The 24,987-nt window shown below is 72.3% G+C and carries 22 protein-coding genes; 16 read left to right on the forward strand and 6 right to left on the reverse strand.

Annotated features, from left to right (window positions below; translation table 11 throughout):
• Positions 1 to 31: 31 nt before the first annotated feature.
• Complete coding sequence (locus IE317_RS12005; protein WP_191309352.1) at positions 32 to 1,276, forward strand: FAD-binding protein; 1,245 nt, start codon at positions 32 to 34, stop codon at positions 1,274 to 1,276.
• Positions 1,277 to 1,327: 51 nt separating this feature from the next.
• On the opposite strand, the gene IE317_RS12010 is transcribed toward IE317_RS12005, so the two are convergent.
• On the reverse strand, positions 1,328 to 2,320 hold the full coding sequence (locus tag IE317_RS12010) for a LacI family DNA-binding transcriptional regulator (protein WP_191309354.1): 993 nt from the start codon (positions 2,318 to 2,320) through the stop codon (positions 1,328 to 1,330).
• Between the two features lie 299 nt (positions 2,321 to 2,619).
• Here IE317_RS12010 and IE317_RS12015 point away from each other — a divergent pair, with 299 nt between their 5' ends.
• The 13 genes from IE317_RS12015 (at position 2,620) to IE317_RS12075 (ending at position 18,510) form a co-directional block, all read left to right on the forward strand.
• Positions 2,620 to 3,816 (forward strand): Gfo/Idh/MocA family protein, encoded by a 1,197-nt coding sequence (locus IE317_RS12015; RefSeq protein ID WP_191309356.1) that lies wholly within the window; start codon positions 2,620 to 2,622, stop codon positions 3,814 to 3,816.
• A gap of 221 nt (positions 3,817 to 4,037) precedes the next feature.
• Positions 4,038 to 5,330 (forward strand): ABC transporter substrate-binding protein, encoded by a 1,293-nt coding sequence (locus IE317_RS12020; protein ID WP_229902654.1) that lies wholly within the window; start codon positions 4,038 to 4,040, stop codon positions 5,328 to 5,330.
• Between the two features lie 3 nt (positions 5,331 to 5,333).
• Entirely contained in the window at positions 5,334 to 6,317 is a 984-nt protein-coding gene (locus tag IE317_RS12025; protein WP_191309358.1) for a carbohydrate ABC transporter permease, read from the forward strand.
• Positions 6,314 to 7,159 carry a carbohydrate ABC transporter permease gene (locus tag IE317_RS12030; protein WP_191309360.1) on the forward strand — a complete coding sequence of 282 codons (846 nt, stop codon included), beginning with the start codon at positions 6,314 to 6,316 and terminating at the stop codon, positions 7,157 to 7,159. Before IE317_RS12025 ends, IE317_RS12030 begins: the two co-directional genes overlap by 4 nt.
• A gap of 5 nt (positions 7,160 to 7,164) precedes the next feature.
• A complete protein-coding gene (locus IE317_RS45100; RefSeq protein ID WP_191309362.1) occupies positions 7,165 to 7,797 on the forward strand; it encodes a DUF624 domain-containing protein in 633 nt (210 codons plus the stop codon).
• On the forward strand, positions 7,794 to 8,918 hold the full coding sequence (locus tag IE317_RS12040; RefSeq protein WP_191309364.1) for a Gfo/Idh/MocA family protein: 1,125 nt from the start codon (positions 7,794 to 7,796) through the stop codon (positions 8,916 to 8,918). The genes IE317_RS45100 and IE317_RS12040 overlap by 4 nt, the downstream gene beginning before the upstream one ends.
• Before the next feature lie 12 nt (positions 8,919 to 8,930).
• Complete coding sequence (locus IE317_RS12045; RefSeq protein ID WP_191309366.1) at positions 8,931 to 10,157, forward strand: Gfo/Idh/MocA family protein; 1,227 nt, start codon at positions 8,931 to 8,933, stop codon at positions 10,155 to 10,157.
• Positions 10,154 to 11,089 carry a PmoA family protein gene (locus tag IE317_RS12050; protein WP_191309368.1) on the forward strand — a complete coding sequence of 312 codons (936 nt, stop codon included), beginning with the start codon at positions 10,154 to 10,156 and terminating at the stop codon, positions 11,087 to 11,089. The genes IE317_RS12045 and IE317_RS12050 overlap by 4 nt, the downstream gene beginning before the upstream one ends.
• A gap of 10 nt (positions 11,090 to 11,099) precedes the next feature.
• Positions 11,100 to 12,386, forward strand: a complete 1,287-nt coding sequence (locus tag IE317_RS12055; RefSeq protein ID WP_191309370.1) for a pectate lyase family protein — start codon at positions 11,100 to 11,102, stop codon at positions 12,384 to 12,386.
• Positions 12,387 to 12,597: 211 nt separating this feature from the next.
• Complete coding sequence (locus IE317_RS12060; RefSeq protein WP_191309580.1) at positions 12,598 to 13,368, forward strand: pectate lyase; 771 nt, start codon at positions 12,598 to 12,600, stop codon at positions 13,366 to 13,368.
• A gap of 65 nt (positions 13,369 to 13,433) precedes the next feature.
• The gene (locus IE317_RS12065) at positions 13,434 to 14,456 is read left to right on the forward strand and encodes a pectinesterase family protein (protein WP_191309372.1); all 1,023 of its coding nucleotides are present in this window, start codon (positions 13,434 to 13,436) and stop codon (positions 14,454 to 14,456) included.
• 133 nt (positions 14,457 to 14,589) lie between these two features.
• The gene (locus tag IE317_RS12070) at positions 14,590 to 15,576 is read left to right on the forward strand and encodes an arabinan endo-1,5-alpha-L-arabinosidase (protein WP_191309374.1); all 987 of its coding nucleotides are present in this window, start codon (positions 14,590 to 14,592) and stop codon (positions 15,574 to 15,576) included.
• Between the two features lie 45 nt (positions 15,577 to 15,621).
• Entirely contained in the window at positions 15,622 to 18,510 is a 2,889-nt protein-coding gene (locus IE317_RS12075; RefSeq protein ID WP_191309376.1) for a beta-galactosidase, read from the forward strand.
• Positions 18,511 to 18,606: 96 nt separating this feature from the next.
• Here IE317_RS12075 and IE317_RS12080 read toward each other — a convergent pair whose 3' ends face one another.
• The gene (locus IE317_RS12080; RefSeq protein ID WP_191309378.1) at positions 18,607 to 19,806 is read right to left on the reverse strand and encodes an amidohydrolase family protein; all 1,200 of its coding nucleotides are present in this window, start codon (positions 19,804 to 19,806) and stop codon (positions 18,607 to 18,609) included.
• 113 nt (positions 19,807 to 19,919) lie between these two features.
• On the opposite strand from IE317_RS12080, the gene IE317_RS12085 reads away from it, so the two are divergent.
• Entirely contained in the window at positions 19,920 to 20,279 is a 360-nt protein-coding gene (locus IE317_RS12085; protein ID WP_191309380.1) for an STAS domain-containing protein, read from the forward strand.
• Here the strand turns inward: IE317_RS12085 and IE317_RS12090 are convergent.
• Entirely contained in the window at positions 20,266 to 22,377 is a 2,112-nt protein-coding gene (locus tag IE317_RS12090; RefSeq protein WP_191309382.1) for an AfsR/SARP family transcriptional regulator, read from the reverse strand. The two genes, IE317_RS12085 and IE317_RS12090, sit on opposite strands and share 14 nt — an antisense overlap.
• Positions 22,378 to 22,567: 190 nt before the next feature.
• Between IE317_RS12090 and IE317_RS12095 the strand changes: the two genes are divergently transcribed.
• Positions 22,568 to 23,011: a DUF6294 family protein gene (locus IE317_RS12095; RefSeq protein ID WP_191309384.1), complete on the forward strand. Its 444-nt coding sequence runs from the start codon at positions 22,568 to 22,570 to the stop codon at positions 23,009 to 23,011.
• A 25-nt stretch (positions 23,012 to 23,036) separates the two neighbouring features.
• Here the strand turns inward: IE317_RS12095 and IE317_RS44505 are convergent, their stop codons facing one another.
• The 3 genes from IE317_RS44505 to IE317_RS12110 form a co-directional block, all read right to left on the reverse strand.
• A complete protein-coding gene (locus IE317_RS44505) occupies positions 23,037 to 23,378 on the reverse strand; it encodes a hypothetical protein (RefSeq protein WP_229902656.1) in 342 nt (113 codons plus the stop codon).
• Positions 23,379 to 23,535: 157 nt separating this feature from the next.
• A complete protein-coding gene (locus tag IE317_RS12105) occupies positions 23,536 to 23,958 on the reverse strand; it encodes a hypothetical protein (RefSeq protein WP_191309386.1) in 423 nt (140 codons plus the stop codon).
• 63 nt (positions 23,959 to 24,021) lie between these two features.
• Positions 24,022 to 24,882, reverse strand: coding sequence for a universal stress protein (locus IE317_RS12110; protein WP_191309388.1), 861 nt, complete (start codon positions 24,880 to 24,882; stop codon positions 24,022 to 24,024).
• Positions 24,883 to 24,987: the final 105 nt, after the last annotated feature.

Genomic DNA, 24,987 nt, shown 5'->3' on the forward strand with positions numbered 1-24,987 from the left:
GTCGGAAGCGGATCTCGGACGGCGGAAGGACATGCGGGTGGGCGAGGCGAACTGGGCCGGGAACCTGACTTACGGCGCGGATGCGGTGACGACCCCGCGGACGGTCGGTGAAGTGCAGGAGGCCGTCGCGGCCGCGGCGCACGTCAAGGCCCTCGGCAGCCGGCACTGCTTCAACGACATCGCGGACTCCCCGGGCGGGCTTCTGCTGGACCTGCGTGCGCTCGACGCCGGAGTCGAGATCGGCGACGGCACCGTGACGGTCGGCGGATCGGCTCGCTACGGCGATTTCGCGCAGCAGCTGCACGACGCGGGCTTCGCGCTGCCGAACCTCGCCTCGCTGCCGCACATCACGGTGGCGGGCAGCGTCGCGACCGGCACGCACGGCTCCGGGCGGCGGCAGCCGGGGCTCGCCGCGGCCGTCTCCGGCATCGAGCTGGTCACCGCGGACGGTTCGCTGAAGACCTTCACCCGGGCCGACGCCGAGTTCCCCGGCCTGGTCGTCGGGCTCGGCGCGTTCGGCGTCGTCACCCGGCTGACCCTCGACGTGGTCCCGGCGTTCGACGTCCGCCAAGACGTCTTCGACGCCCTGCCGTGGGAAGCCGCCTACGAGCAGTTCGACGAAATCGAAGACGTCGGCTACAGCGTCAGCATGTTCACGAACTGGGTGAACGACGCGATCGACCAGGTGTGGGTCAAGAGCCGCGTCGACGATTTCACCGAGCGCGCCGGGCTGTTCGGCGCGGTTCCCGCGGACGGGCCGCGCCACCCGGCACACGCCGCCGGCGTCCCGGCGGACAACTGCACGCCGCAGCGAGGGGTGCCGGGCCCGTGGCACGCGCGGCTCCCGCACTTCGCCTTGGCGTTCACCCCGAGCGTCGGGGACGAGCTGCAGTCGGAGTACTTCGTGCCCTACGCCGACGCGGTGGCCGCGATCCGGGCGGTCCGCGAGATCGGCGACCTCGTCGCGCCGCTGCTGCTGGTTTCGGAAATCCGCGCGATCGCGGGCGACGACCTCTGGCTCAGCCCGTGCCACGGCGGCGACCGGGTGGCCCTGCACTTCACCTGGCAGCCGCGGCAGCCCGAGGTCGAGGCGGTGCTCCCGGTGCTCGAGGAGCGCCTGGCCCCGTTCGGCGCGCGCCCGCACTGGGGCAAGCTGTTCCACGGCGTCCCGGGCGAGTACCCGCGGCTGGCCGGCTTCCGGGCGCTGGCGGACCGGCTGGACCCGCAGGGCAAGTTCCGCAACCCCTTCCTGAGCCGCACCGTCTTCGGCGCCTGACCACCCGGCGCGGTGAATGACTCATTCCTGGCGTCCGACGCCGGGAATGAGTCATTCATGACCCTTGACGGGCGGGGCCGTCGTGGCGCGGACGATGAGGTGGGTGTCCAGCATCTGTGTCGTGTGCTCGTCGGCCTCGCCGTCGAGCAGGCCCAGCAGGATCGTCACCGCCGCGCGGCCGGCCGCCTCCGTCGGCATCGCGATCGTCGTCAGCGGGGGCGCCGAGATCGCCGCGAAGACCAGGTCGTCGAAGCCCACCAGGCTGATTTCGTCCGGCACCGGCACCCCGCGCGCGTTCAGCCGTGCCAGCGCGCCGAAGGCGACCAGGTCGTTGTAGGCCACGATCGCCGTCACGTCGGCCGCCAGCGCCAGGTCCGCGCCCTGCAGGCCGCCCTCGAACACCGGCGGGAACGGGCCGAACTCGACGACGTCCGTGCCGTGCTTCCGCGCGGTCTCCGCCAGGCCCTGCCGGCGCGCCCGGTTCGCCCACGACGCCCGCGGGCCGCCCAGGTAGGCACACCGGCGGTGGCCCAGCGCGGCCAGGTGCTCGATCGCCTGCCGCATCCCGTCCGCGGCGTCCATCACGATCGACGGGATCCCGGGCACCTCCCGGTTCAGCAGCACCAGGGTCGTCTGGCCGGCGAGCGCGCGCAACTGGTCGTCGGTCATGCTCGGGCTGCACAGCACCACGCCGTCGACCTGCTTGGCCATCCGCCGGACGAGGTTCTGCTCCATCGCCGGGTCCTCGTCGCTGTTGGCGAACAGCACCGCGATGTCGTCCTGGCGCGCACGGGCCTGGACGCCGTTGAGCACGCCGGTGAAGAACGGGTTGCCCAGGTCGGAGACCACGATCCCGATGTGCCCGGTGCGGACCGCGGGCCCCGGCTGCGGCGCGCCGGCCGCGTGGTAGCCCAGCTCGTGCGCCGCGGCCAGCACCCGGGTGCGGGTCTGCTGGCGGACCAGGTCCGGGGACGTGAACGCCCGCGAGACGGTCGAGATCGACACGTTGGCCCGGCGGGCGACGTCGTGAATCGTCACGGTCACGGCTACTCCTCGGCAGGCTCCCCGCAACATCATGGAAACGCCTGAGAGCGTTGTCAACAAATCCTGCAAACCGGTGGTCATGACTTGCAGCCGATGGCGGTCCATTCCAGTAAGCGCTATCTCGAAACACGGAGACCGTTCGGAGCATCGCGCCTTCGACGATTTCGACACCGGTGTCCTGATGATTGACACGTTTGTCGCGCACACCCTACGGTGGCGACCGGAAGTTTCTCCCAACGCCTGACCCATTCGTCAGTTCCGCGCGGGCCGCCACTGGGGGCCCCGCCGATCGGAGATCCATGTCGGGGAGCCGGAGCCGCACCGTGGCGGACCCGCCGAGGCTGGCGGTCGTCGGCACGTCCGGCTACGCGTTCAGCTACCTGCACCGCGCGCGGATCCTGCACGACGAAGGGCTGGTCCGGTTCGCCGGCATGGCCGACATCCGGCCCCCGTCGGCCGCCGCCGGTGCGCTGCTGCCGCCGGGCGGCACCGCGCATTCGAGTGTCGAGGACCTCCTCCGCCGCTGCCGCCCCGACATCACCGTCGTCGCGACACCACCGCACGCGCACGTCCAAACCGGCGCCGCGGTGCTGCGCGCGGGCAGCGACCTGCTGCTCGAGACCCCGCCGGTGCTCGACCTCGACGGCTTCACCACGCTGTCGCGGCTGGCGGCGGAGTCCGGAGCGGCCTGCCAGACCGGGTTCCAGAGCTTCGGCTCCCCGGTGCTGCCCGTCCTGCGGGCGGCGATCGCGGACGGCAAGCTCGGCGAAATCGTCGGCGTCGGCGCGGCCGGGGCGTGGATCCGCACCGATGCCTACTACCGCCGCAACCCGTGGGCCGGCCGCCGCTGGCTCGACGGCGAGGCCGTCGTCGACGGCGCCCTGACCAACCCGTTCTCCCACGCCGTGGCCACCGCGCTGCTGGTCGGCGGGGTCGCCGGGCGCGACCCGGCGGAGATCGCCCTCGAGCTCTACGGCACCCGCGACATCGAGGCCGACGACACCGCGTGTCTGCGGATCCGGTTCGGCGACGGGCCCGAAATCGTCGTCGCCGCCTCGCTGTGCGCCGAACAGGACCACGAGCCCTACGTCGTGGTGCACGGCGAGCGCGGGCGCGCGAAGTTCTGGTACAAGAGCCACCGCCTCGAAATCGACGACGAGCGGTGCCACCTCGGCGAACCGGCCGACCTGCTGCGCAATCTGATCGCCCACCACCTCGATCCGGCCGGGGTGCCGCTGCTCGCGCCGCTGTCCGGGACCCGGGCCTTCGCCTCGGTGGTTGAAGCGGTGCGCGACGCGCCGTCGCCGTCGCGGATCCCGGCGGGCTGGATCCGCACGGTCGGCGAAGGGGCGAGCCGGCACCCGGTCGTGCGGGGGATCGGCGAGGAGGTCGCCGTCGCCGCGGACCGGCTCGCGCTGTTCTCGGAGATCGGCGTCCCGTGGGCGAACGCCGCCCGGCGGCGAACGGGCGGTGCGGCCGCCGAACGCACCGGCTAGCGGCCACCGGTGCTCATCGCGCTGACGGCCCGGCCATCGACCCGGTTCCGGTAAGCGCTTTCTTACGCTGCCCGCGTTCAGCCCGCTGAATGCTGAAAGTGTTGCTGCACAAGGGCTACTGTTCCGAATTGGCCGTTGACACCGGTGTGGCGCACTGCCTACCGTGAGCGCGCTGACAGCGTTTTCAGAAAAGTGCTGACACGCTGAGGACGGAGAGTTCGATGGGGCGGACAACTGAGCGCAGGACCAGAAGGCGGGGTGCCGCCGCGCTGGCCGTGGTGGTCCCGCTGCTGCTGACCGGGGTGGCCGCCTGCGGCTCGGACTCCGGTGGCGGCGGCGACGTGACCATCAATTTCGTGTGGTGGGGCAGCGAAGGGCGGGCGAACCTGACGAAGAAGGCCGTCGAGCTCTTCCAGCAGAAGAACCCGAACATCAAGGTGCAGACGTCGTTCTCGGCGTACGCGGCCTACTGGGAGAAGCTGGCGACGCAGACGGCCGGGGGCAAGCCACCGGACGTGCTCAACGTCGACAGCCGCTACCTGGCCGAGTACGGCGGCCGGAACGTCCTGGCCGACCTGAACTCCGGCGCGGGCAAGGCGATTTCCCTCGCCGACGTCAATCCGGAGCTGGCGGCCACCGGCGTCTACCAGGGCAAGCGGTACGCGGTGCCGTGGGCGCAGAACACGCCGGCGATGATCTACGACCCGGCGGCGTTCACCGCGGCCGGTGCCGACCCGGCCAAGGGGCTGACCTGGGACTCCTACGCCGAGGCGGCGCAGAAGGTGAGCTCGGCGGGCTCGGCGCGCGGGGTGACCGACTTCGGCATCCTCGACACGACCCTGGAGATCTGGCTGCGCCAGCAGGGCAAGCAGTTCTACACCCCCGAGGGCAAGCTCGGCTTCACCGCCGACGACCTGCGCCGCTACTGGCAGCTGGCGAGCAGGTTCCGCGACACGAAGGCCGCCTCGCCCGCCGACGTCACGGCGTCCTACAACACCTCGCCCGAGCAGGCGCCGCTGGGCAAGAAGCTGACCAGCTCGGAGTTCGCCTACGACAACCTGCTGCCGGCGTATGCGAAGGCGAACGGCAAGCCGCTGAACGTGGCGCCCTACCCGAGCGGCGCGAACGGCGACACCGGGCAGTACCGGCGGCCGTCGATGTTCCTCTCCGTGTCCGCGCGCAGCCAGCAGCAGGAGGCGGCGGCGAAGCTCGTGAACTTCCTGATCAACGACCCGGAGGTCGGCAGGATCGTCGGCACCGACCGCGGCCTCGCGCCGAACCTCAAGGTCCGCGCGCAGCTGGCAGCCGACGCGAAGGGCAACGACAAAACCCTCTACGACTACGAAGCCGCGCTCGAACCGAAGCTCGGCGCCGCGCCGCCGGTGCCGCCGAAGGGCGCCGGCGCGATCCAGAAGCTGCTCCAGCGCACGTACGAAGAGGTCGCCTTCGGCCGGATGAGCATCGACGACGCGGTCAACCGGTTCATGACCGAAGCCCAGAAGGGACTGTCGTAGCCGATGACGACCCTGCGCACGCCGGATCCGCCGGTCGCGCCCCCGGCGCCCGCCGCGCGCGGCCGCCGGGGCCGTCCGGCCGGGCGCCGCCGCAAGAGCCAGCCGGAGGCGTTCGCCTTCCTGACGCCGTGGCTGCTCGGCGCGGTGGCGCTGACCGTCGGCCCGATGGTGGTCTCGCTGTACCTGTCGTTCACCGACTACGACATGTTCACGTCGCCGAAGTGGGTCGGGTTCGGCAACTTCACCCACATGTTCACCGGCGACGACCGCTACCTGCAGTCGGTCAAGGTCACGCTGATCTACGTGCTGGTCTCGGTGCCGCTGAAGCTCACGGTGTCCCTGCTGGTGGCCATGCTGCTCAACACCCGCCGCGGGGCGAACGGCTTCTACCGGGCGGCGTTCTACGCGCCTTCGCTGCTCGGCGCGAGCGTCGCGGCGGCGCTCGTGTGGCGGGCGCTGTTCATGGGCGGCGGCCCGGTGAACGAGCTGCTGGCGTTCTTCGGCTGGCACACGCCGAGCTGGGTCGACGATCCGCAGTTCAGCCTCGCCTCGATCGTGCTGCTCGGGGTCTGGCAGTTCGGCGCGCCGATGGTGATCTTCCTGGCCGGGCTCAAGCAGATCCCGGCGGAGCTGCACGAGGCGGCGGCGATCGACGGCGCGGGCGCGTTCCGCCGGTTCCGGCACATCACGCTGCCCATGCTGTCGCCGGTGATCTTCTTCAACCTGGTGATGGAGGCGATCCACGCCTTCCAGGCGTTCACCCCGGCGTTCGTCATCGGCGGCGGCCGTGGCGGCCCGGCCGACGCGGACCTGTTCTACACGCTCTACCTGTTCGAGGTCGGCTTCCAGGACTTCCGGATGGGCTACGCGTCGGCGATGGCCTGGGTGCTGCTGGTGGTCATCGCGATCGTGACGGCCATCGTGTTCCGGACCGCGAAGCTCTGGGTGTTCTACGACGACGTAGAGAGCACAGGGGAGAGGAAATGACGGTGCTGCCGCGGAGCGCCCGCTCGGTGGGCTGGCACGTGCTGTGCCTGGTCATCGTGGCCGTCGTGCTCTACCCGCTGGTGTGGCTGGCGTTCGCGTCGGTCAAGCCGCCGGACGAGATCCTCTCCCGGCTGGCGCTGCTGCCCACCCGGTTCGTCTTCGACGGCTACACGAAGGGCTGGGAAGGAGCGGCGGGCGTCGGGTTCGGCCGCTTCTTCTTGAACTCGTTCCTGGTGGCCGGGCTGTCGGTGGCGGCGAACGTGCTGTCGTGCTCACTGGCCGCGTTCGCGTTCGCCCGGCTGAAGTTCCGGTTCCGCGGCGCGCTGTTCGCCTTCATGATCACGACGCTGATGCTGCCCTACCACGTCACGCTCATCCCGCAGTACGTGATCTTCCAGCAGGCCGGCCTGGTCAACACGTTCGTCCCGCTGATCCTGCCGAAGCTGCTGGCCACCGAGGCGTTCTTCGTGTTCCTGATCGTCCAGTTCATGCGGGGCATCCCGCGCGAGCTCGACGAAGCGGCGATCATCGACGGCTGTTCGGTGTACCGCACCTTCTGGCACGTGGTGCTGCCGCTGTCGAAACCGGCGCTGGTGACGACGTCGATCTTCACGTTCATCTGGACGTGGAACGACTTCTTCACGCAGATGGTGTACCTGAACGACACGGAGAAGTTCACCGTGCCGCTGGGCCTGCGGCTGTTCGTCGACACCAGCAGCGAGTCGAACTTCGGCGCGATGTTCGCGATGTCCGCGCTCGCGCTGGTCCCGATCGTGCTGTTCTTCCTCGCCTTCCAGCGCCTGCTGGTCGAAGGTGTCAGCACCAGCGGCCTGAAGGGGTGACGGCGATGCGAACGCTGAAGCGATCAACAGGGTGGCGCACCGGGCTCGGCGACTTTTCGGACTGCCTGCTGGCGGGGCTGCTGGTCGCGCTCGCTTCGGTCCCGGTGGTGACGGCGGCCCCGGCGCTGGTGGCGGGCTGCCGGGTCCTCGACCGCACCCGGCGGGACGTGGGAAGTCCACTGTGGACGACGTTCTGGGCGGACTTCCGCGCGGCCGCGCGGGGCGGGATGCTCTTCGGGCTGAGCTGCCTGGCGGCGGTCGTGGTGTTCGCGGTGGACCTCGAGGTGGTGGCTTCCATGCCGGGGGCCGGTGTGCTGAAGCCGGTGCTGTGGGTGCTGGCGGCGGCCGGTGCGGTGGTGGCGCTGCGGACGTGCGAGCTGGTGGCCACCGGCGGCCCGGCTCGGCGCTGGGCCGGGCCGCGGGAAACCGCGGCGGTCAGTGGCGCCGCGGGCGGTCCCGCTTGGCGCCGGGCGTTCGTCGCGGCGGCGCGAGAGACCGCCGCCGACCCCAAGAACGCCCTGCTCCTCGCCGCCGCGCTCGGCATCGCGGTCCTGCTCGTCCGGACACTGCCGATCCTGGCGCTCGTGGTGGCCGGGCCACTCGCCCTGGCCGCGGTCGCGACCGGCGGCCGCCGATGACGCCGAACGTCGTCGTCTTCGGCATGGCCGGGTACGCGGGCCAGCACCTGCGCCGCGCCCGTACCCTGCACGACCGCGGCGAACTCGTCCTCGCCGGGGCGTGCGACATCCGCGAGCCCCCGGCGGAGGCCCGCGCGGTGCTGCCCGCAACCGCGGTGATCACCCGGGACGCGGCCGAACTGCTCGCCCGCACCACCCCGGACATCGCGATCGTGGCCACCCCGCCGCACACCCACCTGTCCCTGGCGAAGCTCGCGCTCGCCGCCGGCTGCCACCTGCTCGTCGAGAAACCGCCGGTGCTGGACCTCGCTGCGTTCGGCGAACTCACCGAGCTGGCCCGCGACCGCGCCTGCCAGACCGGCTTCCAGAGCTTCGGCTCCGCGGCCGTCCCGTTGGTGCGAAGAGCCATCGCGAACGGCGAGATCGGCACGGTCACCGGCATCGCCGCCGCCGGGGCGTGGATCCGCCGGGACCGGTACTTCGCGCGCGCCGAGTGGGCGGGTCGCCGACGCGTCGGCGGGCAACCCGTGGTCGACGGGGCACTGACCAACCCCTTCGCCCACGCCGTCGCGACCGCCCTGCTGGTCAACGGCACCGCCGAAGCGCTCCCGGAGCGGACCGCCGTGGAGCTGTACCGGGCCCGCGACATCGAGTCCGACGACACCGCCTGCGCCCGGCTGAGCTTCGCCGGGGCACCCGACGTCGTCGTCGCGGCCACCCTCGACGCCGAGGCCGACCACGACCCGTACGTACTGGTCCACGGCACGGAAGGCCGGATCCGCTGGCACTACAAGACGGACCTGGTCACCGTCGACGGCGCGCAACGCGAGGTCGGGCCGCCGCGCGACCTGCTGGCCAACCTCGTCGCGCACGTCCGCGACGGCGAGCCGCTGCGGGCGCCGCTGGCCGCCACCCGCGCGTTCACCGCCCTGGTGGAGGCGGTCCACGACGCCCCGGAGCCGCTGCCGCTGCCCGCCGAGTGGGTGCGGGCCGTGGACAGCGGGCCCGACCGGCACTTCGTCGTGCCCGGCGTCGACCGGGACGTCGACACCGCGGCCGAGCGGCTCGCGCTCTTCTCCGAACTCGCCCTGCCCTGGACCGGCGCCGCCACGCGCGCCTGAACGAGAGAGGTGATGGCGGTGCGTCGCCACGCGATCGTCGGCCTGGGCTCCCGGGCCCAGCTGTTCGCCAAGGCACTGTCCGCGTCGCCGCGAGCCGAGCTCGCGGCCTTCTGCGACCACAACGAAACCCGCATGCGGGTGCACAACGGCTGGCTCGGCACGGAGATCCCCGGCTACCGGCCGGAGGACTTCGCCGCCATGCTCGCGAAAGAACGCATCGACGTCGTCGTGGTGTGCACCCCGGACCACACGCACGCCGAGTACGTCGTCGCCGCGCTCGAAGCCGGTTGCGACGTCGTCACGGAAAAGCCGATGACGACCGACGTCGAGGGCGCGCGGGCGATCCTCGCGGCCCGGCGGGAGACCGGCCGGTCGGTCCGGGTCGCCTTCAACTACCGGTACAACCCGGTCCACCGCCGAGTACGGGAGCTCCTGGAAGGCGGCGCGATCGGCGCGATCGGCTCGGTCGAGTTCAGCTGGCTGCTCGACACCACCCACGGCGCCGACTACTTCCGCCGCTGGCACCGGGACAAGGCCCACTCCGGCGGACTGCTCGTGCACAAGTCCGGCCACCACTTCGACCTCGTCAACTGGTGGCTCGGCACCGGCCCCGAGACGGTGTTCGCGCTCGGCCGGCTGTTCTTCTACGGCGACCAAGCCGGCCACCGCACGGACGGCGACCGGTTCGCGCTGGACCTCGAAGCCTCACCCAAGCTGCGCGCGCTCTACCACGACGCCGAGCGGGAAGACGGCTACGTCCGCAACCAGGACGTGTTCGCGCCCGGCGTCACCATCGAAGACGACCTGTCGGTGCTCGTGCGCCACCACGGCGGGGCGGTGCTGAACTACCACCTGCACGCGTATTCGCCGCGCGAGGGCTACCGAGTCGCGTTTTCCGGCAACGAAGGACGGCTCGAACTGGACGTCCGGGAGAACGAGTACGCGTCCGGCGCAGAGCCGGTGGCGAAGCGGGCGCGCGCCCGGCTGACCGTGCAACGGCACTGGGAACCGCCGGAAGCCGTCTTCGACGGGCTCCTCGGCGACGGGCACGGCGGCGGCGACGAGCGGATGCTCGCGGAGCTGCTCGGCGACGCCGAACCGGACGCGCTCGGCTGCGCGGCCGACCACGACGCCGGCCTGCAGGCCCTGCTCACCGGGCTGGCCGCGAACCGGTCCCTGGAAACCGGCCGGCCGGTGCCGGTCGCGCAGCTGCTGGAGGAGATCGGGGAACCGGCGTGAGCCGGGCCGCCGTGGGCACGCCGGAGGCGACCGAGGAGGCCGACGGCCGGGTGTGCGTGCGCCTCGGCGACGTCGTGCTGGCCGAGTACGTCGTCGAGCCGCCGACACCGGCCGGGGACTCGCCGAAGCCGTACCTGCACCCGCTGCGCACCACCGCGGGGGAGATCGTGACCGCGGTCCGGCCGCACGACCACACCTGGCACAACGGCCTCCAGTTCACCATGGCCCACCTGTCCGGCGAGAACTTCTGGGGCGGCCGCACCTACGTGCGCGGCCGCGGCTACACCCCGCTCGACAACAACGGCACCGTCGGCCACGTCCGCTGGGAAAGCATCGACGACGCCGGCGGGCAGTGCGCACTGCGGCACGAGCTGGCCTGGCGCACCGCGTCCGGACGGCGCTGGCTCACCGAACACCGCACGCTGCGCTTCGGGGACGTCTCGCTGCGCGGCGGGCACTGGACGCTCACCTGGTCCAGCCGGCTGCGCAACACCAGCGGCCACGAGCTGCGGTGGGGGAGCCCGGTCACCGAAGGGCGGGACACCGCCGGCTACGGCGGGCTGTTCTGGCGCGGGCCGCGCTCGTTCGTCGGCGGCACGGTCCGGACGTCGGACGGGAAGTCCGCGGCCGACGCGATGGGCCACCGGGCGCCGTGGCTGGCCTTCACCGGGCAGCACGACGAGAGCCTGCGGACCTCGACGCTGCTGTTCGCCGACAGCCCGGGCAACGCGGCCCACCCGACGGCCTGGTACGTCCGCGCCGAGCCGTTCCCCGTGGTCAGCTTCGCCGCGACCTACCACTCGCCCTGGCTGCTCGAACCGGGCGAGGAGCTGACCCTGACCCACCACGTCGTCGTCATCGACGGCGCCCCGGACGCGGCCGGGCTCGCGCGGCACGCGGCACGAGTGCTCGACAGGCAGGACACCGACTAGAGGAGCCGACATGCGCTGGAAGGCTTTCGCGGGGTGCTTCGCCCTGCTCGGTTTGACGCTCACGGCAGCACCCGTCCAGGCTCACGGCCGCGACCCCGGCCGGGTCGTCCTCGGCGCCCACGACGGCTGGGCCGCGGCGACCACCGGCACCACCGGCGGCTCGGCCGCCGCTCGCGGAGACATCCGCACGGTGACCAAACGCTCCGAACTCGCGGGCGCGCTGGCCGCGCACCCCGGTGCACCGAAAATCATCTACGTCCGCGGCACCGTCGAAGGCAATGTGGACGCCGCCGACCGGCCCATGAGCTGTGAAAGTTTCGCCGACCCCGCGTACAGCCTCCCGGCGTACCTGGCGGCGTACGACCCGGCGACCTGGGGGAGAGTGCCGCCGTCCGGACCGCTGGAAGAAGCCCGGGAGTGGTCGCAGGCCAACCAGGCGAAGCAGGTCGTCCTCGACGTCGGCCCGAACACGACGATCGTCGGCCTCGGGCGCGACGCCACGCTGCACGGGCTGACCCTGCGCGTCACCGGGGACAACGTGATCCTGCGGAACCTGCACTTCTCCGACGCCCACGACTGCTTCCCGCAGTGGGACCCCCTGGACACCGCCGACGGCAACTGGAACTCCGAGTACGACAACCTCGACCTGGTCGGGGCCACGCACGTCTGGGTGGACCACGACGAGTTCAGCGACGGCGGGAACGACCAGCAGCCCACGTACTACGGCCGCAAGTACGAGGTCCACGACGGGCTGCTCGACATCGTCAACGGCTCGGACCTGGTGACCGTGTCCTACAACCGGCTGCACGACCACGACAAGACCATGCTGATCGGCAACACCGACAAGCCCGCTTACGACGTCGGCAAGCTGCGCGTCACCTTGCACCACAACCTGTTCTCCGAGATCGGGCAGCGCGCGCCGCGGGTGCGGTACGGCCAGGTGCACGTCTACGACAACCTCTACTCGATCGAGGACCCGGCGGCCTACACGTACTCGCTCGGCGTCGGCGTCGAGTCCCGGATCTACGCGGAGAACAACTTCTTCCGCGTTCCGGCCACGCTGCCGCTGGGGCAGCTGGTGCACTACTGGAAGGGGACCGTGCTGCACGCGACCGGGACGCTGGTGGCCCAGGGCGGCCAGTGGCCGCGCGCGGTCGACCTGCTGGCCGAATACAACGCGGCGAACGACCCGGATCTGGGTGCGGACGTCGGCTGGAAGCCCACCCTCGTCGAACGCCTCGACCCCGCGTGGGCGGTTCCGGCGCTGGTGCTCGCCGCGGCCGGGCCCGGTCGCTGAAGCCTTCGACAGTTTCGGCGTTTTCTGAAAACGCACGCCGGCGGCGACCATCCGGGCGACATGCGTGCCGCTGCGGCGAACGACATTGACACGACCTGCCCGCAACCCGAAACTCAGGGTCGAGAAAGCGCTTTCACAACCCGGTCGGACGTTTTCCGTCAGCGCCGATTGAAGCTCGAGACCAGGGAGTGACGAAATGATTCCCCCAGCAATGTCCCGGATCGTCCGGGTGGCGGCGGTGGCCGCGCTCGTGGTTTCGGCGGCGGTCGGCACCGGCGCGACAGCGTCGGCCGCCGCCTGGCCCACTCCGAGCAGCAGCGTGCCGGTGGCCAAGACGATCAAGGTCACCAGCGGCGCCTACGACGGCGGGCTCAAGCGGTTCTACGGCACCGGCGACCTCGGCACCGGCGGCCAGAGCGAGGACCAGGGCCCGATCTTCGAGCTCTCGAACGGCACCACCCTGAAGAACGTCGTCCTGGGCAGCCCCGCCGCCGACGGCGTGCACTGCCTCGGCACCTGCACGCTGCTCAACGTCTGGTGGGAGGACGTCGGCGAGGACGCCGCGACCTTCAAGGGCACCTCCGCCTCCCAGACGATGACCATCGACGGCGGCGGCGCGCGCAAGGCGTCGGACAAGGTGTTCCAGCACAACGGCCCCGGCACCATGTACATCCGCAACTTCCAGGTCAACGACTTCGGCAAGCTGTACCGCTCCTGCGGCAACTGCAAGACGCAGTACAAGCGCAACGTCGTCGTGGACAACGTCACCGCGACCGTGCCCGGCAAGGCACTGGTCGGCATCAACACCAACTACGGCGACACCGCGAAGCTGACGCGGATCACCATCGTCGGCGACTCCAGCCGCAAGATCGAGCCGTGCCAGAAGTACAAGGGCGTGACCAGCGGCGAGCCGACGAAGATCGGCAGCGGCCCGGACTCGACGAACTGCCTCTACACCGCGGCCGACATCACCTACCAGTAACCGACCCGCGCCGGGGGTACCGGCCGCCGTCCGGTGCCCCCGGCGCGTTCCACCGTGGAGGCGTCATGTTCAAGACCCTGATCGTCGCGTCGGTGCTCGCCGGGGCCTCGCTGGCCGCTCCGCCCGCCGGGGCCGCGGCGGCCAACGTCGTCGTGGCCAAGGACGGATCCGGGAACTACACCACCGTGCAGGCCGGGATCAACGCGGTTTCGGCCGGCGGCACGATCTCGGTCAAACCCGGGACCTACCGCGAAGTCGTCTCGGTGCCGTCCGGCAAGACCGGGATCACCCTGCGCGGGACCACCGGGAAGGCCGCCGACGTCGTCATCGACTACGACAACGCCAGCGGGACGAAGAAACCCGACGGCTCGACGTACGGCACGTCCGGCAGCGCGACGGCCACAATCGCCGCGAACGGCTTCACCGCCACCGCGCTGACCTTCCGCAACTCCTTCGACCGGGGCGCCCACCCGGAGATCAAGGACACGCAGGCGGTCGCGGTGAAGACCACCGGCGACAAGATGGTCTTCGACAACGTCACCTTCCTCGGCCACCAGGACACGCTGTACGCCGACACCGCGGCCGTCGGCACGATCGGCCGCCAGTACTACCGCAACTGCTCGATCAGCGGGGACGTCGACTTCATCTTCGGCCGCGCGACCGCGGTGTTCGACCGGGCCACGATCACCGCGCTCGACCGCGGTTCCAGCAGCAACAACGGGTTCCTGACCGCGGCCAGCACCCGCCGGTCGAACCCGTACGGCTTCCTGATCGTCGGCAGCCGCGTGCTCAGCTCGGCCGCGAACGCGAGCTTCTACCTCGGCCGGCCGTGGCACCCGGGCGGGGACGTCGACGCCATCGCCCAGGTCCTGATCCGCGAGACGTCGCTCCCGGCGGCGATCAAGCCGGCGCCGTGGACGGACATGTCCGGGTTCTCGTGGAAGGACGCGCGGTTCTCCGAGTACCGCAACACCGGACCGGGCGCGGGAACCGGAACCGACCGGCCGCAGCTGCCCGCCGCGCAGGCCGGGAACTACACCGCGCAGGAGTACCTCGCGGGCAGTGACGGGTGGAACCCCGTGCACTGACCGTCGCCGGGGTTGGTGTGGGAAACCTCCGTCCGGCCCTTGACGCACCGGCCCGAGACCGCCGACCATGTGCCCGGCAGACGTTGTTAGCGTTAACAACATCCTGGATCAGCGCCGACCCCGAGGACACCCCATGAGCCTGCGCCGCCTCCCGGCCATCGTCGCCGTCGCCGCCGCCCTGCTGAGCGCCCCCGCCGCGCAGGCCGCGACCTACCCCGACCCCGGTTACGTCACCGGGGACATCGAGGCGGTGCACGACCCGGCGATGATCCGCGCGGCGGACGGCAGCTACCTGCTCTACTCGACCGACCAGTACCTGCAGATCCGCCGCTCGACCGACCGGATCCACTTCACGAAGATCGGCTCCGTCTGGTCGAACGGCGCCCCGTGGACCGCGCCCTTCACCGACCCCGCCAAGCCGGAGTACCTGTGGGCGCCGGACATCTCGTTCCACAACGGCAAGTACTACCTGTACTACGCCGCATCGTCGCTGGGCTCCCGCAACTCGGCGATCTTCCTCGCCACCAGCACGACCGGCCTGCCGGGCACCTGGACGAACCAGGGCATCGTCATCCAGACGAGCACGAGCAACGACTACAACGCGATCGACCCCAACCTGTTCGTCGACTCCTCCGGCCGCTGGTGGCTGAGCTTCGGTTCGTGGTGGACCGGGATCAAGATGATCCGGCTCGACCCGGCCACCGGCAAGCGCAGCACGTCCGACACCGCGCTGCGCGGCATCGCCCAGCGCACCGGCAGCACCTCGGCCGAGGAAGCGCCCTTCATCATCCAGCACGGCAGCTACTACTACCTGTTCGTCTCCTGGGATCTGTGCTGCCAGGGCACGAAGAGCACCTACCGCGTGATGGTCGGCCGCTCGACGTCGATCACCGGCCCGTACACCGACCGCAACGGGGTCCGGATGACCGCCGGCGGCGGCACGCAGATCCTGGCGAGCCACGGTGCCGTCCACGGCCCCGGCCACGTGGCCGTCGTCCACGACTCCGACGCGGACGTACTGGTCTACCACTACTACTACTCGGACGCGACGCCGCTCACGGGCAAGCTCGGCATCAACCTCATCGGCTACGACAGCGCCGGCTGGCCGTACGTGTACTGACTTCCGTATAACGACCTATACCTCGCCGATCGGAAAGTGTCGTCCATGCGCCGGTTCCTCTCGTTCCTCCTCGCACTGCTGGTCGCCATCGGGCTTGGTGCGGCACCGGCGTCGGCCGCCCCGGCGGCGAGGCCGAAGCACCAGGTCACGTTCGACAAGTACTCGCTCCTGCTGGACGGCCGGCGGCAGGTCGTCTGGTCCGGCGAATTCCACCCGTTCCGGCTGCCGAGCCCGGACCTGTGGCGGGACGTGCTGCAGAAGATGAAGGCCACCGGCTACACGGCGGTCTCGATCTACTTCGACTGGAACTACCACTCGCCCGCGCCCGGGGTGTACGACTTCACCGGCGTGCGCGACATGGACCGCGTGCTCGACCTCGCGGCCGAAGCCGGGCTGTACGTCATCGCCCGGCCCGGTCCGTACATCAACGCCGAGGTCACCGGCGGCGGCTTCCCGGCCTGGCTGAGCACCCAGGCCGGCCGGGCCCGCAGCGACGCCCCCGACTACCTCGCCGCGTCGGACGAATGGCTCTCGCAGATCGACCGGATCATCGCCCGGCACCAGTACACCGACGGCCGCGGCCCGGTGATCCTCTACCAGATCGAGAACGAGCTGGCCGCCACCGGCACCGCGCAGCGCAACTACATCGCGCACCTCTACGACAAGGTACGGGCCGACGGGATCAGCGTCCCGGTCTTCCACAACGACAAGGGCCGCAACGGCATCTGGGTGCCGCCGGGCTCCGGCGTGCCCGGGACCGTCGAAGGCAAGGTCGACCTGTACGCCTTCGACGGCTACCCCGGCGGCACCTGCCGGACCGACGCGACGCCGGGCACCCCGAACGCCGCCCCGGACTGGGGGACCTACGGGCCGGGCGGCGCCAAGGGCGGCGCGAGCGCGTCGCCGAACACGCCCGGGTTCGTCGCCGAGTTCGGCGGCGGCTGGTTCGACTACTGGGGCAGCAACGGCACCTACCCGTGCACCGCGGTCCGGCAGGGGCCGGGCTACGAGCGCGTCTTCTACGGCACGAACCTGGCGAACGGCCTGACCATCCAGAACTTCTACATGACCTTCGGCGGGACGTCGTGGGGCGGCCTGCCGGCGCCGGTGGTCTACAGCTCCTACGACTACGGCTCGGCGATCGACGAAGGCCGTCAGCTGCGGCCGAAAGCACTGACGATGAAGGAGATCGGGTCCTTCCTGGCCACCGTCCCGGATCTGGCCAAGATGGACCGGGCGGCGCCGGTGACGCCGTCGTCGGCCGCGGTGAAGGTCTACCACAACGTCAACCCGGACACCGGCGTGCACTTCTACCTGCCGGTGCACTCGCCGTCGAACGCGACGACGGACGACTCCTTCACCTTCCCGCTGTCCACACCGGACGGTGACTACACCGTTCCGCTCCGGCTGAACGGGCAGGACGCCAAGTACCTGGTGGCGAACTTCGACGTCGCCGGCCAGCACCTGGTGTACTCGACGTCGGAACTGATGGCCCAGGCCGCGGGCACCGTGCTGCTGCACGGCCGGCCGGGCGAGGACGGCGAGACGGTGCTCAGGTACGCGACGCAGCCGCGCGTGGACGTCCTCGCCGGGAACGTCACGACCACGTGGTCCGGCCACGACCTGCGCCTGAACTACCGCCACGACGGGCTCGCGCGGGTCCGGATCAGCGGCGGCGGCCGCCCGGCCGTGACGCTGCTGCTCGCCGACGACAGCACGGCGGACACGTTCTGGGCGGTGGGCGGCCTGCTCGTGCGCGGGCCGGACCTGGTGCGGACCGCCCAGGCCGGGTTCGTGCTGACCGGCGACACGAAGGCGCCGAGGGACCTCGAGGTGTGGGGTGCCCGCGGCCCGCTGCTGTGGTGGAACGGCGCCCCGGTCCCGGCCCGGGCCACCGCGTCCGGCAGCCTGCTGGCGCTGCGGCCGCTGCCCGGACCCGCCGACCCGCGCCTGCCCGAGCTCACCGGCTGGCGCTCGGCGCCCGGCTCCCCGGAATCGTCGCCGCAGTACGACGATTCGGCGTGGGTGGCCGCGGACCGGACCACGACGAACAGCACCACCCCGCCGCCCGCCGGACAGCCGGTGCTGACCGCGGACGACTACGGCTTCGGCGTCGGCGACGTCTGGTACCGCGGCCGGTTCACCGGGACGCCGGGGGAGCGGGTCAGCCTGCGCTACGGCGGCGGGGGCGCCGGGATGCTGCAGGCGTGGCTGGACGGGCAGTACCTCGGCCAGCACGTGCTCCCCTCCGCGCTGGCGGCCCCGCCGACGACGGGTACGGCGGAGTTCACCGTGCCCGAAGGCCTGCGCGGCGACGGGCCGCACGTGCTGTCGGTGATGGTCCGCAACAACGGCCACAACGAGGACGGCGGCGTCAACGACGCCCACAAGGAAGGCCGGGGGCTCATCTCGGCGTCCCTGACCGGGGTCGCGTGGAAGCTGCAGGGCGGCACGGCGGATCCGGTGCGCGGCCCGCTCAACAACGGCGGTCTCGCGGGCGAACGCGCAGGCCGGCACCTGCCGGGCTTCCCGGACCGCGCCTGGGCACCGGCGGAAGTGCCCGCTCCGACGGCCGACCCGGGGACGACGTGGTACCGCACGACCTTCTCCCTGCGGGTGCCCCGTGACCAGGACACGTCGGTCGGCCTGACGATCGGCGACCCGGCCGAGCCGCGGTCGGGTGGCCGGTACCGGGTGCTGGTGTTCCTCAACGGCTGGAACGTCGGCCAGTACATCGGGGACGTCGGGCCGCAGCACACGTTCGTGCTGCCGAACGGGATCCTCGACCCGCACGGCCGCAACACCCTGGCCCTCGCGGTGACCAGCGACGGCGGCCCGGGCAACGGCCTGGAGAAGGTGGTCTTGTCGGACTTGGGCACGGCGCGCGGCGGGGTGCCGGTCCGGCCGGTGTACTCACCGTCCTGGCGGCCGTGAGCGCGCCCCGGTCGTCCCTGTCCACTGCGGCCGGCCGTTCGCCGGGGACGTGCCGCTTCAGCTCTGTGTCGGCGAGTCCGCCTGAGCGAGGCGCACTCACCGGCCTGCCGGCACGGAAAGGGCCCCGGACCGGTGGACGATGTGGCCCGCCTTGACGACCAGGTCGCGCGGGGGCCGCGTCACCACGGCGTGGGCGGGCGTCTCCGCGTCGAGGACCACGAGGTCCGCGGGCGCGCCCTCGGTGAGCCCGTAACCGGCGAGGCCGAGGGCGCTCGCGCCGCCGTAGGTGACCGCTTCCAGGGCGAGTTCGATGTCCTCGTCGCGGCGGAACGTGCTGCGGTAGGCCAGGTGCATCGCCCGGTCCAGGAGGTCGCCGCTGCCGTACGGGCTCCACAGGTCGCGGATGTCGTCGTGCCCGCACGCCACGTTCACCCCGGCGGCGCGCAGCTTCTTCACCGGCGGGACCGGGAAGTCGAAGACGGCGGCCGTGGTGATCGTGATGCCCGCCTCCGCGAGCCCCGCGGCCAGCCGGTCCTGCGTTGCGGCGTCGGCCTCGCCGAGCGCGTAGGCGTGGCTGACCGTCACCCGCCCGGCGAGGCCGGCGGCCCGGGTCCGCTCGATGATCAACTCCAGCTCGAACACCCCGAGCGAGCCGGGATCGTGCAGGTGCAGGTCGATCCGCACGCCGTGGCGTTCCGCGAGGCCGAAGACGACGTCGAGGTGGCGGACCGGGTCCCGGTCGAGCCCGGCCGGGTCGATGCCGCCCACCGCGTCCAACCCGAGCTTGATCGCCTCTTCGAGCAGCGCGGCCGTGCCCGGGTTGGTGAGGATGCCGCTCTGCGGGAAGGCGACCTGCTCGACGGTGATCCGCCCGGCCAGCCGGGCGGCGGTGTCGCGGACCACCTCCACCCCGGTGAGGCCGGTGCCGGAGTGGACGTCGGTGTGCGTGCGGACGTGCGTGGTGCCGGCGGCGGCCATGGTTTCCAGCAGCGCGCTGACGCGGGCCGGGTCGGGCAGTCCGAGTTCGGCGCGGCGGAGGCGTTCGTCGGCGATCCGGTCGGCGAGCGCGGGCCCGGCCGAGTGCGGCCGCCACGGTCCGCCGTAGAGCGTCTTGTCCAGGTGGCAGTGGGCTTCGACGAGGCCGGGCAGGACGAGCCGGCCGCCGAGTTCGACCACCTCGGCGTCCCCTGGAGCGATGCCGGGACCGACCTCGGCGATGACCCCGCCCGAGACGAGCAGGTCGGCCGGGCCGCCGGTGTTCCAGGGACGGCCGTCGCGCAGCAGAAGTCCGGGCATCGTCGCTCCTCAAGGTCGGTTCCGAGCTTCACACACTTCGGGCGGTTTGGGGTCCGCGGCGATGGGGTAGCAGGTGATCATTCACCGCTGATTTCCGTGGAAGGAGCACCTCGATGAGCGCCCTTGACCTGTCCGCGATGCTGCTGACGGCAACGACCGCGGAAACCGGCCCGGGAACGCTGCGGGTCACGGTCACGGGCGAAATCGACATGGCGACGCGCCCGCGCCTGGACGGGGAACTCGACCGCGCCGTCGCGGCGGCGCCCCGGCGGCTGGTGGTCGACCTGCTGGGCGTGGGGTTCTGCGGCGTCACCGGGGTGGCTTCGCTGGGCCGCCTGCGGTCCCGCTGTGCGGAAGCGGGGATCGACCTGGTGCTGAAGCCCTCCGGCGTGGTGCGGCGCGCGCTGGAGCTCGCCGCGGTCGCTCCGCTGTTCCGGCTGGAAGGGCGGCGGGAGCAGCTCATCGCCCAGTAGCGAACGTCCGGGCTTCGTCGTCGGCCGCGGCCAGTTCGCGGTCCGCGGCCGCCGCATCGCCGGGTCCGCCGCGGCGGAGCAGGGCGTCGGCGTGGCGGCGCCGGGAAAACACCACCGCGGGCCAGTGCGCCAAGGCCAGGTTGTGCCGGACGGCGGCCCGCAGGTGCGACACGGCCCGGTCCGGATCACCGGCGGTCAGGGCCGTCGTCCCCAGCGGGTGGTGGACCGAGCCGAAACACGCGATGCCCAGGCTCGCCATGGCGGGCAGCTGCGCGAACGGTGCCAGCAGCTCGTGGATCCGCGCCGCCGTCGCACCGTCGTCCAGCAGGTAGGCCGTTTCCGCGGCGCCGCACAGCGAAGTCAGCCAGGTGCTCGACCGCGGCAGCGCCCCCAGGTCTTCGCCGCAGAGGCGCGCCAGCGCGCCCGCGGCCGTGCGGCGGTCGCCCGCCGAGGCCGCCGCCACGGCGAGCGCCGCGTAGTACGAATTGTCGATCGGGCTGAGCGTCGGTGAGTGCATCAGCCCGTCCAGCACCGGCACGAGCTCCCCGAGCCGTCGCTGGAACCACCGGATCGCCACCAGCTGCGCGCCGTACCAGCCGAGCGCGTCGAAGTCGCCCGCCGCCCGGCCGACCTCGGCGCAGGCCTGCGCCCCCGCTTCGGCCTCGCGGAAGCGGCCGGCGCGGATGGCCAGCATGACCTTGAGCGCGTCGGCCACGAACCCCGCCGCCAGGTGCTTGCGCTCGGCCAGCAGGTCGTCGAGCTCGCCGAGCCGGCGCTCGGCGTGCGGGTCGCCGGCCAGGAACAGGTCGACGGTGTCCCACAGCACCCCCATCACCAGGTCGGTGCGCCGTCCCGAGCGGCCGCTCACCCCGACCAGCTCGGTCGCGAGGCTGTGCCGCAGCCGCGCGTGGTCCGGGCCGAGCAGGCAGTGGTGGGCCAGGCTCAGCGCCTCGGCGTGCGCGACGGGATCGCCCGCCGCCCGCGTCCGCTCGGCCGCCGCGAGCACCCGGTCGTGCGTGCCCGCCTCGTAGTCCAGCTCCGCGGCGAGCCGGGCCTGCAGCCGGTGGCCCAGCGTCGAGCCGGGGTCGACCTCGTCCAGCGCGTGCCGCAGCCGGGTCAGCAGCGATGCCGCCGCGGCGGCCGTCCGGTGCTCGTGCACCCACACCCCGCCCAGGCCGAGGGCCGCGCGGGCGAGCGAGGTGGCGTCGCCGGCCCGCTCGGCCCGGACGTAGGCGGTTTCGAAGTGTTCCCGGCTGGTCCGCAGGTCGCCGTCCTCGAGCAGCGCGTGCTCGCCCGCGGTGAGGGCGTCGTCGTCGGAGCCGGTCGCCACCGCGGTCGCCCGGGTGGCGAGCAGCGCCGGGTGGTGGGCGAGCACCCGGCGGTGCACCTGCGCCAGCACCGGTGACGGCTCGACGCCGGACGCGGTGATCAGGCCGTGCCGGGCCCGGCGGAACGCTTCCAGCGCGTCGCTCTGCCGCCCGGCCCGGTAGAGCGCCGTCATCAGCTGGGCCCACAGCCGTTCGTGGCCGGGGAACGCGGCGGTCAGCGCCTCCAGCTCGGCGATCAGCCCGGTGTCCTCGCCGGTCGCGAGGTCGGCCTCGATCCGGTCCTGCACGGCGTTGTGCCGCAGCCGGTCGAGCCGCATCCCTTCCGCCGCCAGGGTTTCCACCTCGCCGAATTCCTCGTACGCGGTGTGCCCGCGCCACAAGTCCAGCGCGGCGGCCAGGCGCTTCCGGGCGGCCGCGGGTTGCCCGGCGGCCAGCTCCCGGCGTCCCTCGGCGGTGAGCTGTTCGAACCGCGCGGCGTCGAGGGCCTGCGGCGCGAGGTGCAGCACGTAGCCCGGCGGCCGGGTGAGGATCGCCTCCGAGCCGAGCGTGCCCCGCAGCCGCGAGAGGTACGTCCGCACCGTGCGGTCCGCGTGCGCGGGCGCCTCCTCGCCCCACAGCGCGCGGCCCAGCGCGGCGACGCTGACCACCCGGCCCGCCTCCGCCGCCAGCACCGCCAGCAGGGTCCGCAGGCGCGGGCCCCCGACGTCCCGCGGCTCGCCGTCCAGCCGCACTTCGAACGGTCCCAGCACCCCGAGGTCCACCCCGCCCATGCCCGCCCCTCCGCGACGCGGGTATCCCGCGCGCTCCGCGTACAGGAGCGGGCCGGGCCGCTCCGGATACGTCCGACGCCCGTCTGAATCTCCGTCGACGAGTTGTCGACGGACTGTCGACGGGCGCTGCGAGGCTCGACCGGAGCGGACCGGAGGGGTCCGCGGCCACCGGTTCTTCGGGAGGAAGTCCATGAAACGCATGATTCGCGGTCTGGCACCGGTTTTCGCCCTCGCGGCGACGGGGGCGGCGGTGCTGACGGGCGCGCCGGCGGCGACCGCCGCACCGGCGCACAGCGCGGCGGTCCTCGAGGTGAAAAGTGCGACATGGGGCCAGCTGCACGTCGGCGACTGCGAGCAGGACAACGGCACCATGGTGATCCGGTCGGACGGCACGGGGGATTGGAGCGCGACGACGCTGACGTTCCAGACGCACTCCGGCGACGTCTGGCACTCGAGCTTCGACTTCAAGACCACGGCCGGGACGAAGCTGTTCTCCGCGGGCACGTTCGACAGCCCGCGGATGGACGACGGCAACCCGCCGCCGCGCTACTTCTGGACGAAGCACTTCACCTACGACGCTTCGCTCTTCAGCGCGGTGAACATCTTCAAGACCATCCAGCACTCGAGCTGCTGACACGGCGGTGACGAACCGCCCTGGGTCACGGCGTGCCGGGACCCAGGGCGGCGCCCGCGACCGCCCCGCCGGGGCGGGATTCCTTCAGTTCGACGAACATCGCGTGCGTCGGCGTCGCGCCGACGTTCTCGCCCGCGTGCTCCTGGGCCGCGACCCAGGGCACCGCGCCGGCGGGCAGGTCCACGCCGACCTCGCGTCCGCCGAAGCGGCCGGGATCTCCCGTACCACGGCCTACCGCTACTTCCCGAACCAGCGCGCGCTGCTGCCTGGCGGCCTGTCCGGAGATCTCCGACGACGCGGGCCTGCTGCCGCCGGACGCACCTGCCGACCCGGCCGCCCGCCTCGAGCTGGTGATGGCGGCGTTCATCGGGTTCACCCTGCGCTGACAACCTCAGCTGCGCGCGCAGTCGGCGACCGGCATCGAGGCCCTGGTGTGGCTCACCGACATCGGCGGCCTCGACCGCCCGCAGGCGGCCGAGGTGCTGGCCGGGTCGGCCCGCGCGCTCCTGCGCGGCCCTCGACGCCTAGCTGATCGGCACCGTCGCGGTGCAGGACGCCGCGCCGTTGTCGAACGTCGCCGCCGCGGTGCCCATCCCGGTGACCGGCACGGTCGTGGTGGTCGGCATCGAGAAGCTGGTGTTCCCGGTCGTCGGCAACGACTGCGAGTACACCGTGCGCGTCATCGTTCCGGTGCGGTACGAAATCCGCAATGAGACCTCGCCCGCGACGTCACCGATGTACGGTCCCGACGCGCTGTACCCGCCGAGCAGGCGGAAATCGAAGCCGGCGTTCTCGTACCGGAGGGTGAACGTGCCGCTGAAATCGCCGTCGTGGCAGCTGGCCGTCCGCTGGATGATCGTCGTCGCCTGGGCCGGGGCCACCAGCGCCGTCGTGCCGGCCAGCAGCGCCCCCAGCGCCACCAGCCCGGCCTTCACTGCAGTCTTCATATGCTTCCTCCCAGTCGCATTCACCGTCATCCTGCCGGGTACCGCTTCCGTTCCGCTTCCCCGTCACGCGGTGGTGCGGACCAGGTGGACGGGGCAGGCGGCGTGGTGCAGCAGGGCCTGCCCGGTCGACCCGAGCAGCAGGCCGGGGAACCCGCCGCGGCCGCGGTCGCCGAGGACGACCAGCTGGGCCGAGCCGCTGCGCTCGAGGAGTTCCTTCCGCGGGTGCGCGTGGACGACGACCTGCTCGACCTCGACGTCACCGGTGTCGTGGGCCAGCACCCGCTCGCCGAGCAGCCGGCGGCCGGCCTCGGTGACGCACCGCGGGTCCCGGTGCGGTGGCGGGCTGTCGGCCCACGCGTGCAGCACGACCAGCGGCGCGTGGCGGGCGCGGGCCTCGGTGAGGGCGGTCGCCAGGACGCGGGCGCCGGCTTCGCTGCCGTCGATGCCGGTGACGACCGGCCGCGTGGCCGCGCCGGGTTCGTCCCAGCTGTCGCCGCGCACGACGACGGTGTCGCAGCGCGCGTGCGTGCCGACGGCGGCGGCGACCGACCCGGCCAGCAGGCTGGTGAACCTCCCGTGCCCGGCCGACCCGACGACGAGCAGCGCGGCGGACCGCGAGGCCTCGATCAGGGCCTGGGCGGCGCGGTCGGGATCGAGCCGGGTGGCCGCGTCCGGAACACCCTGCGCGGCGGCGAGCTCCCGCGCGGTCCGGAGCGTGCGCCGGCCCCGGGCCCGCAGGGCGTCGACCATCTCTTCGGGCGGCGGCACGACCCCGCCGGCGAGCAGGGCCGGGACGTCGAGGGCGTGCACGATCTCCAGCGGCGCCTCCCGCAGGCGGGCGGCCCGCGCGGCCCAGCGGACGGCGTCGAGCGACTCGCCCGACCCGTCCACCCCGGCAACGATCGGCAACCCACCGGCGGTCATCCCCAGACTCTAGGCCGGCCCGCCGCCCGCAACCCCATTTCCCACCAACTCGCGTTCCCGAAGGGTCGGCTTGCGTACCTGGAGGGTCGGCTTGCGTATCTGGGG

The sequence above is a fragment of the Amycolatopsis bullii genome, from assembly GCF_014654205.1.
Taxonomy (GTDB): Bacteria; Actinomycetota; Actinomycetes; order Mycobacteriales; family Pseudonocardiaceae; genus Amycolatopsis; species Amycolatopsis plumensis.

What these genes read in the sequence shown, in the direction of transcription:
- IE317_RS12045 (WP_191309366.1), top strand. Translation starts at nt 8,931, where the DNA reads ATGGCGGTGCGTCGCCACGCGATCGTCGGCCTGGGCTCCCGGGCCCAG.
- IE317_RS12080 (WP_191309378.1), bottom strand. Translation starts at nt 19,806, where the DNA reads ATGCCCGGACTTCTGCTGCGCGACGGCCGTCCCTGGAACACCGGCGGC.
- IE317_RS12075 (WP_191309376.1), top strand. Translation starts at nt 15,622, where the DNA reads ATGCGCCGGTTCCTCTCGTTCCTCCTCGCACTGCTGGTCGCCATCGGG.
- IE317_RS12025 (WP_191309358.1), top strand. Translation starts at nt 5,334, where the DNA reads ATGACGACCCTGCGCACGCCGGATCCGCCGGTCGCGCCCCCGGCGCCC.
- IE317_RS12030 (WP_191309360.1), top strand. Translation starts at nt 6,314, where the DNA reads ATGACGGTGCTGCCGCGGAGCGCCCGCTCGGTGGGCTGGCACGTGCTG.
- IE317_RS44505 (WP_229902656.1), bottom strand. Translation starts at nt 23,378, where the DNA reads ATGAACGCCGCCATCACCAGCTCGAGGCGGGCGGCCGGGTCGGCAGGT.
- IE317_RS12005 (WP_191309352.1), top strand. Translation starts at nt 32, where the DNA reads ATGCGGGTGGGCGAGGCGAACTGGGCCGGGAACCTGACTTACGGCGCG.
- IE317_RS12090 (WP_191309382.1), bottom strand. Translation starts at nt 22,377, where the DNA reads ATGGGCGGGGTGGACCTCGGGGTGCTGGGACCGTTCGAAGTGCGGCTG.
- IE317_RS12015 (WP_191309356.1), top strand. Translation starts at nt 2,620, where the DNA reads ATGTCGGGGAGCCGGAGCCGCACCGTGGCGGACCCGCCGAGGCTGGCG.
- IE317_RS12095 (WP_191309384.1), top strand. Translation starts at nt 22,568, where the DNA reads ATGAAACGCATGATTCGCGGTCTGGCACCGGTTTTCGCCCTCGCGGCG.
- IE317_RS12110 (WP_191309388.1), bottom strand. Translation starts at nt 24,882, where the DNA reads ATGACCGCCGGTGGGTTGCCGATCGTTGCCGGGGTGGACGGGTCGGGC.
- IE317_RS12055 (WP_191309370.1), top strand. Translation starts at nt 11,100, where the DNA reads ATGCGCTGGAAGGCTTTCGCGGGGTGCTTCGCCCTGCTCGGTTTGACG.
- IE317_RS12070 (WP_191309374.1), top strand. Translation starts at nt 14,590, where the DNA reads ATGAGCCTGCGCCGCCTCCCGGCCATCGTCGCCGTCGCCGCCGCCCTG.
- IE317_RS12040 (WP_191309364.1), top strand. Translation starts at nt 7,794, where the DNA reads ATGACGCCGAACGTCGTCGTCTTCGGCATGGCCGGGTACGCGGGCCAG.
- IE317_RS12085 (WP_191309380.1), top strand. Translation starts at nt 19,920, where the DNA reads ATGAGCGCCCTTGACCTGTCCGCGATGCTGCTGACGGCAACGACCGCG.
- IE317_RS45100 (WP_191309362.1), top strand. Translation starts at nt 7,165, where the DNA reads ATGCGAACGCTGAAGCGATCAACAGGGTGGCGCACCGGGCTCGGCGAC.
- IE317_RS12065 (WP_191309372.1), top strand. Translation starts at nt 13,434, where the DNA reads ATGTTCAAGACCCTGATCGTCGCGTCGGTGCTCGCCGGGGCCTCGCTG.
- IE317_RS12105 (WP_191309386.1), bottom strand. Translation starts at nt 23,958, where the DNA reads ATGAAGACTGCAGTGAAGGCCGGGCTGGTGGCGCTGGGGGCGCTGCTG.
- IE317_RS12060 (WP_191309580.1), top strand. Translation starts at nt 12,598, where the DNA reads ATGTCCCGGATCGTCCGGGTGGCGGCGGTGGCCGCGCTCGTGGTTTCG.
- IE317_RS12020 (WP_229902654.1), top strand. Translation starts at nt 4,038, where the DNA reads ATGGGGCGGACAACTGAGCGCAGGACCAGAAGGCGGGGTGCCGCCGCG.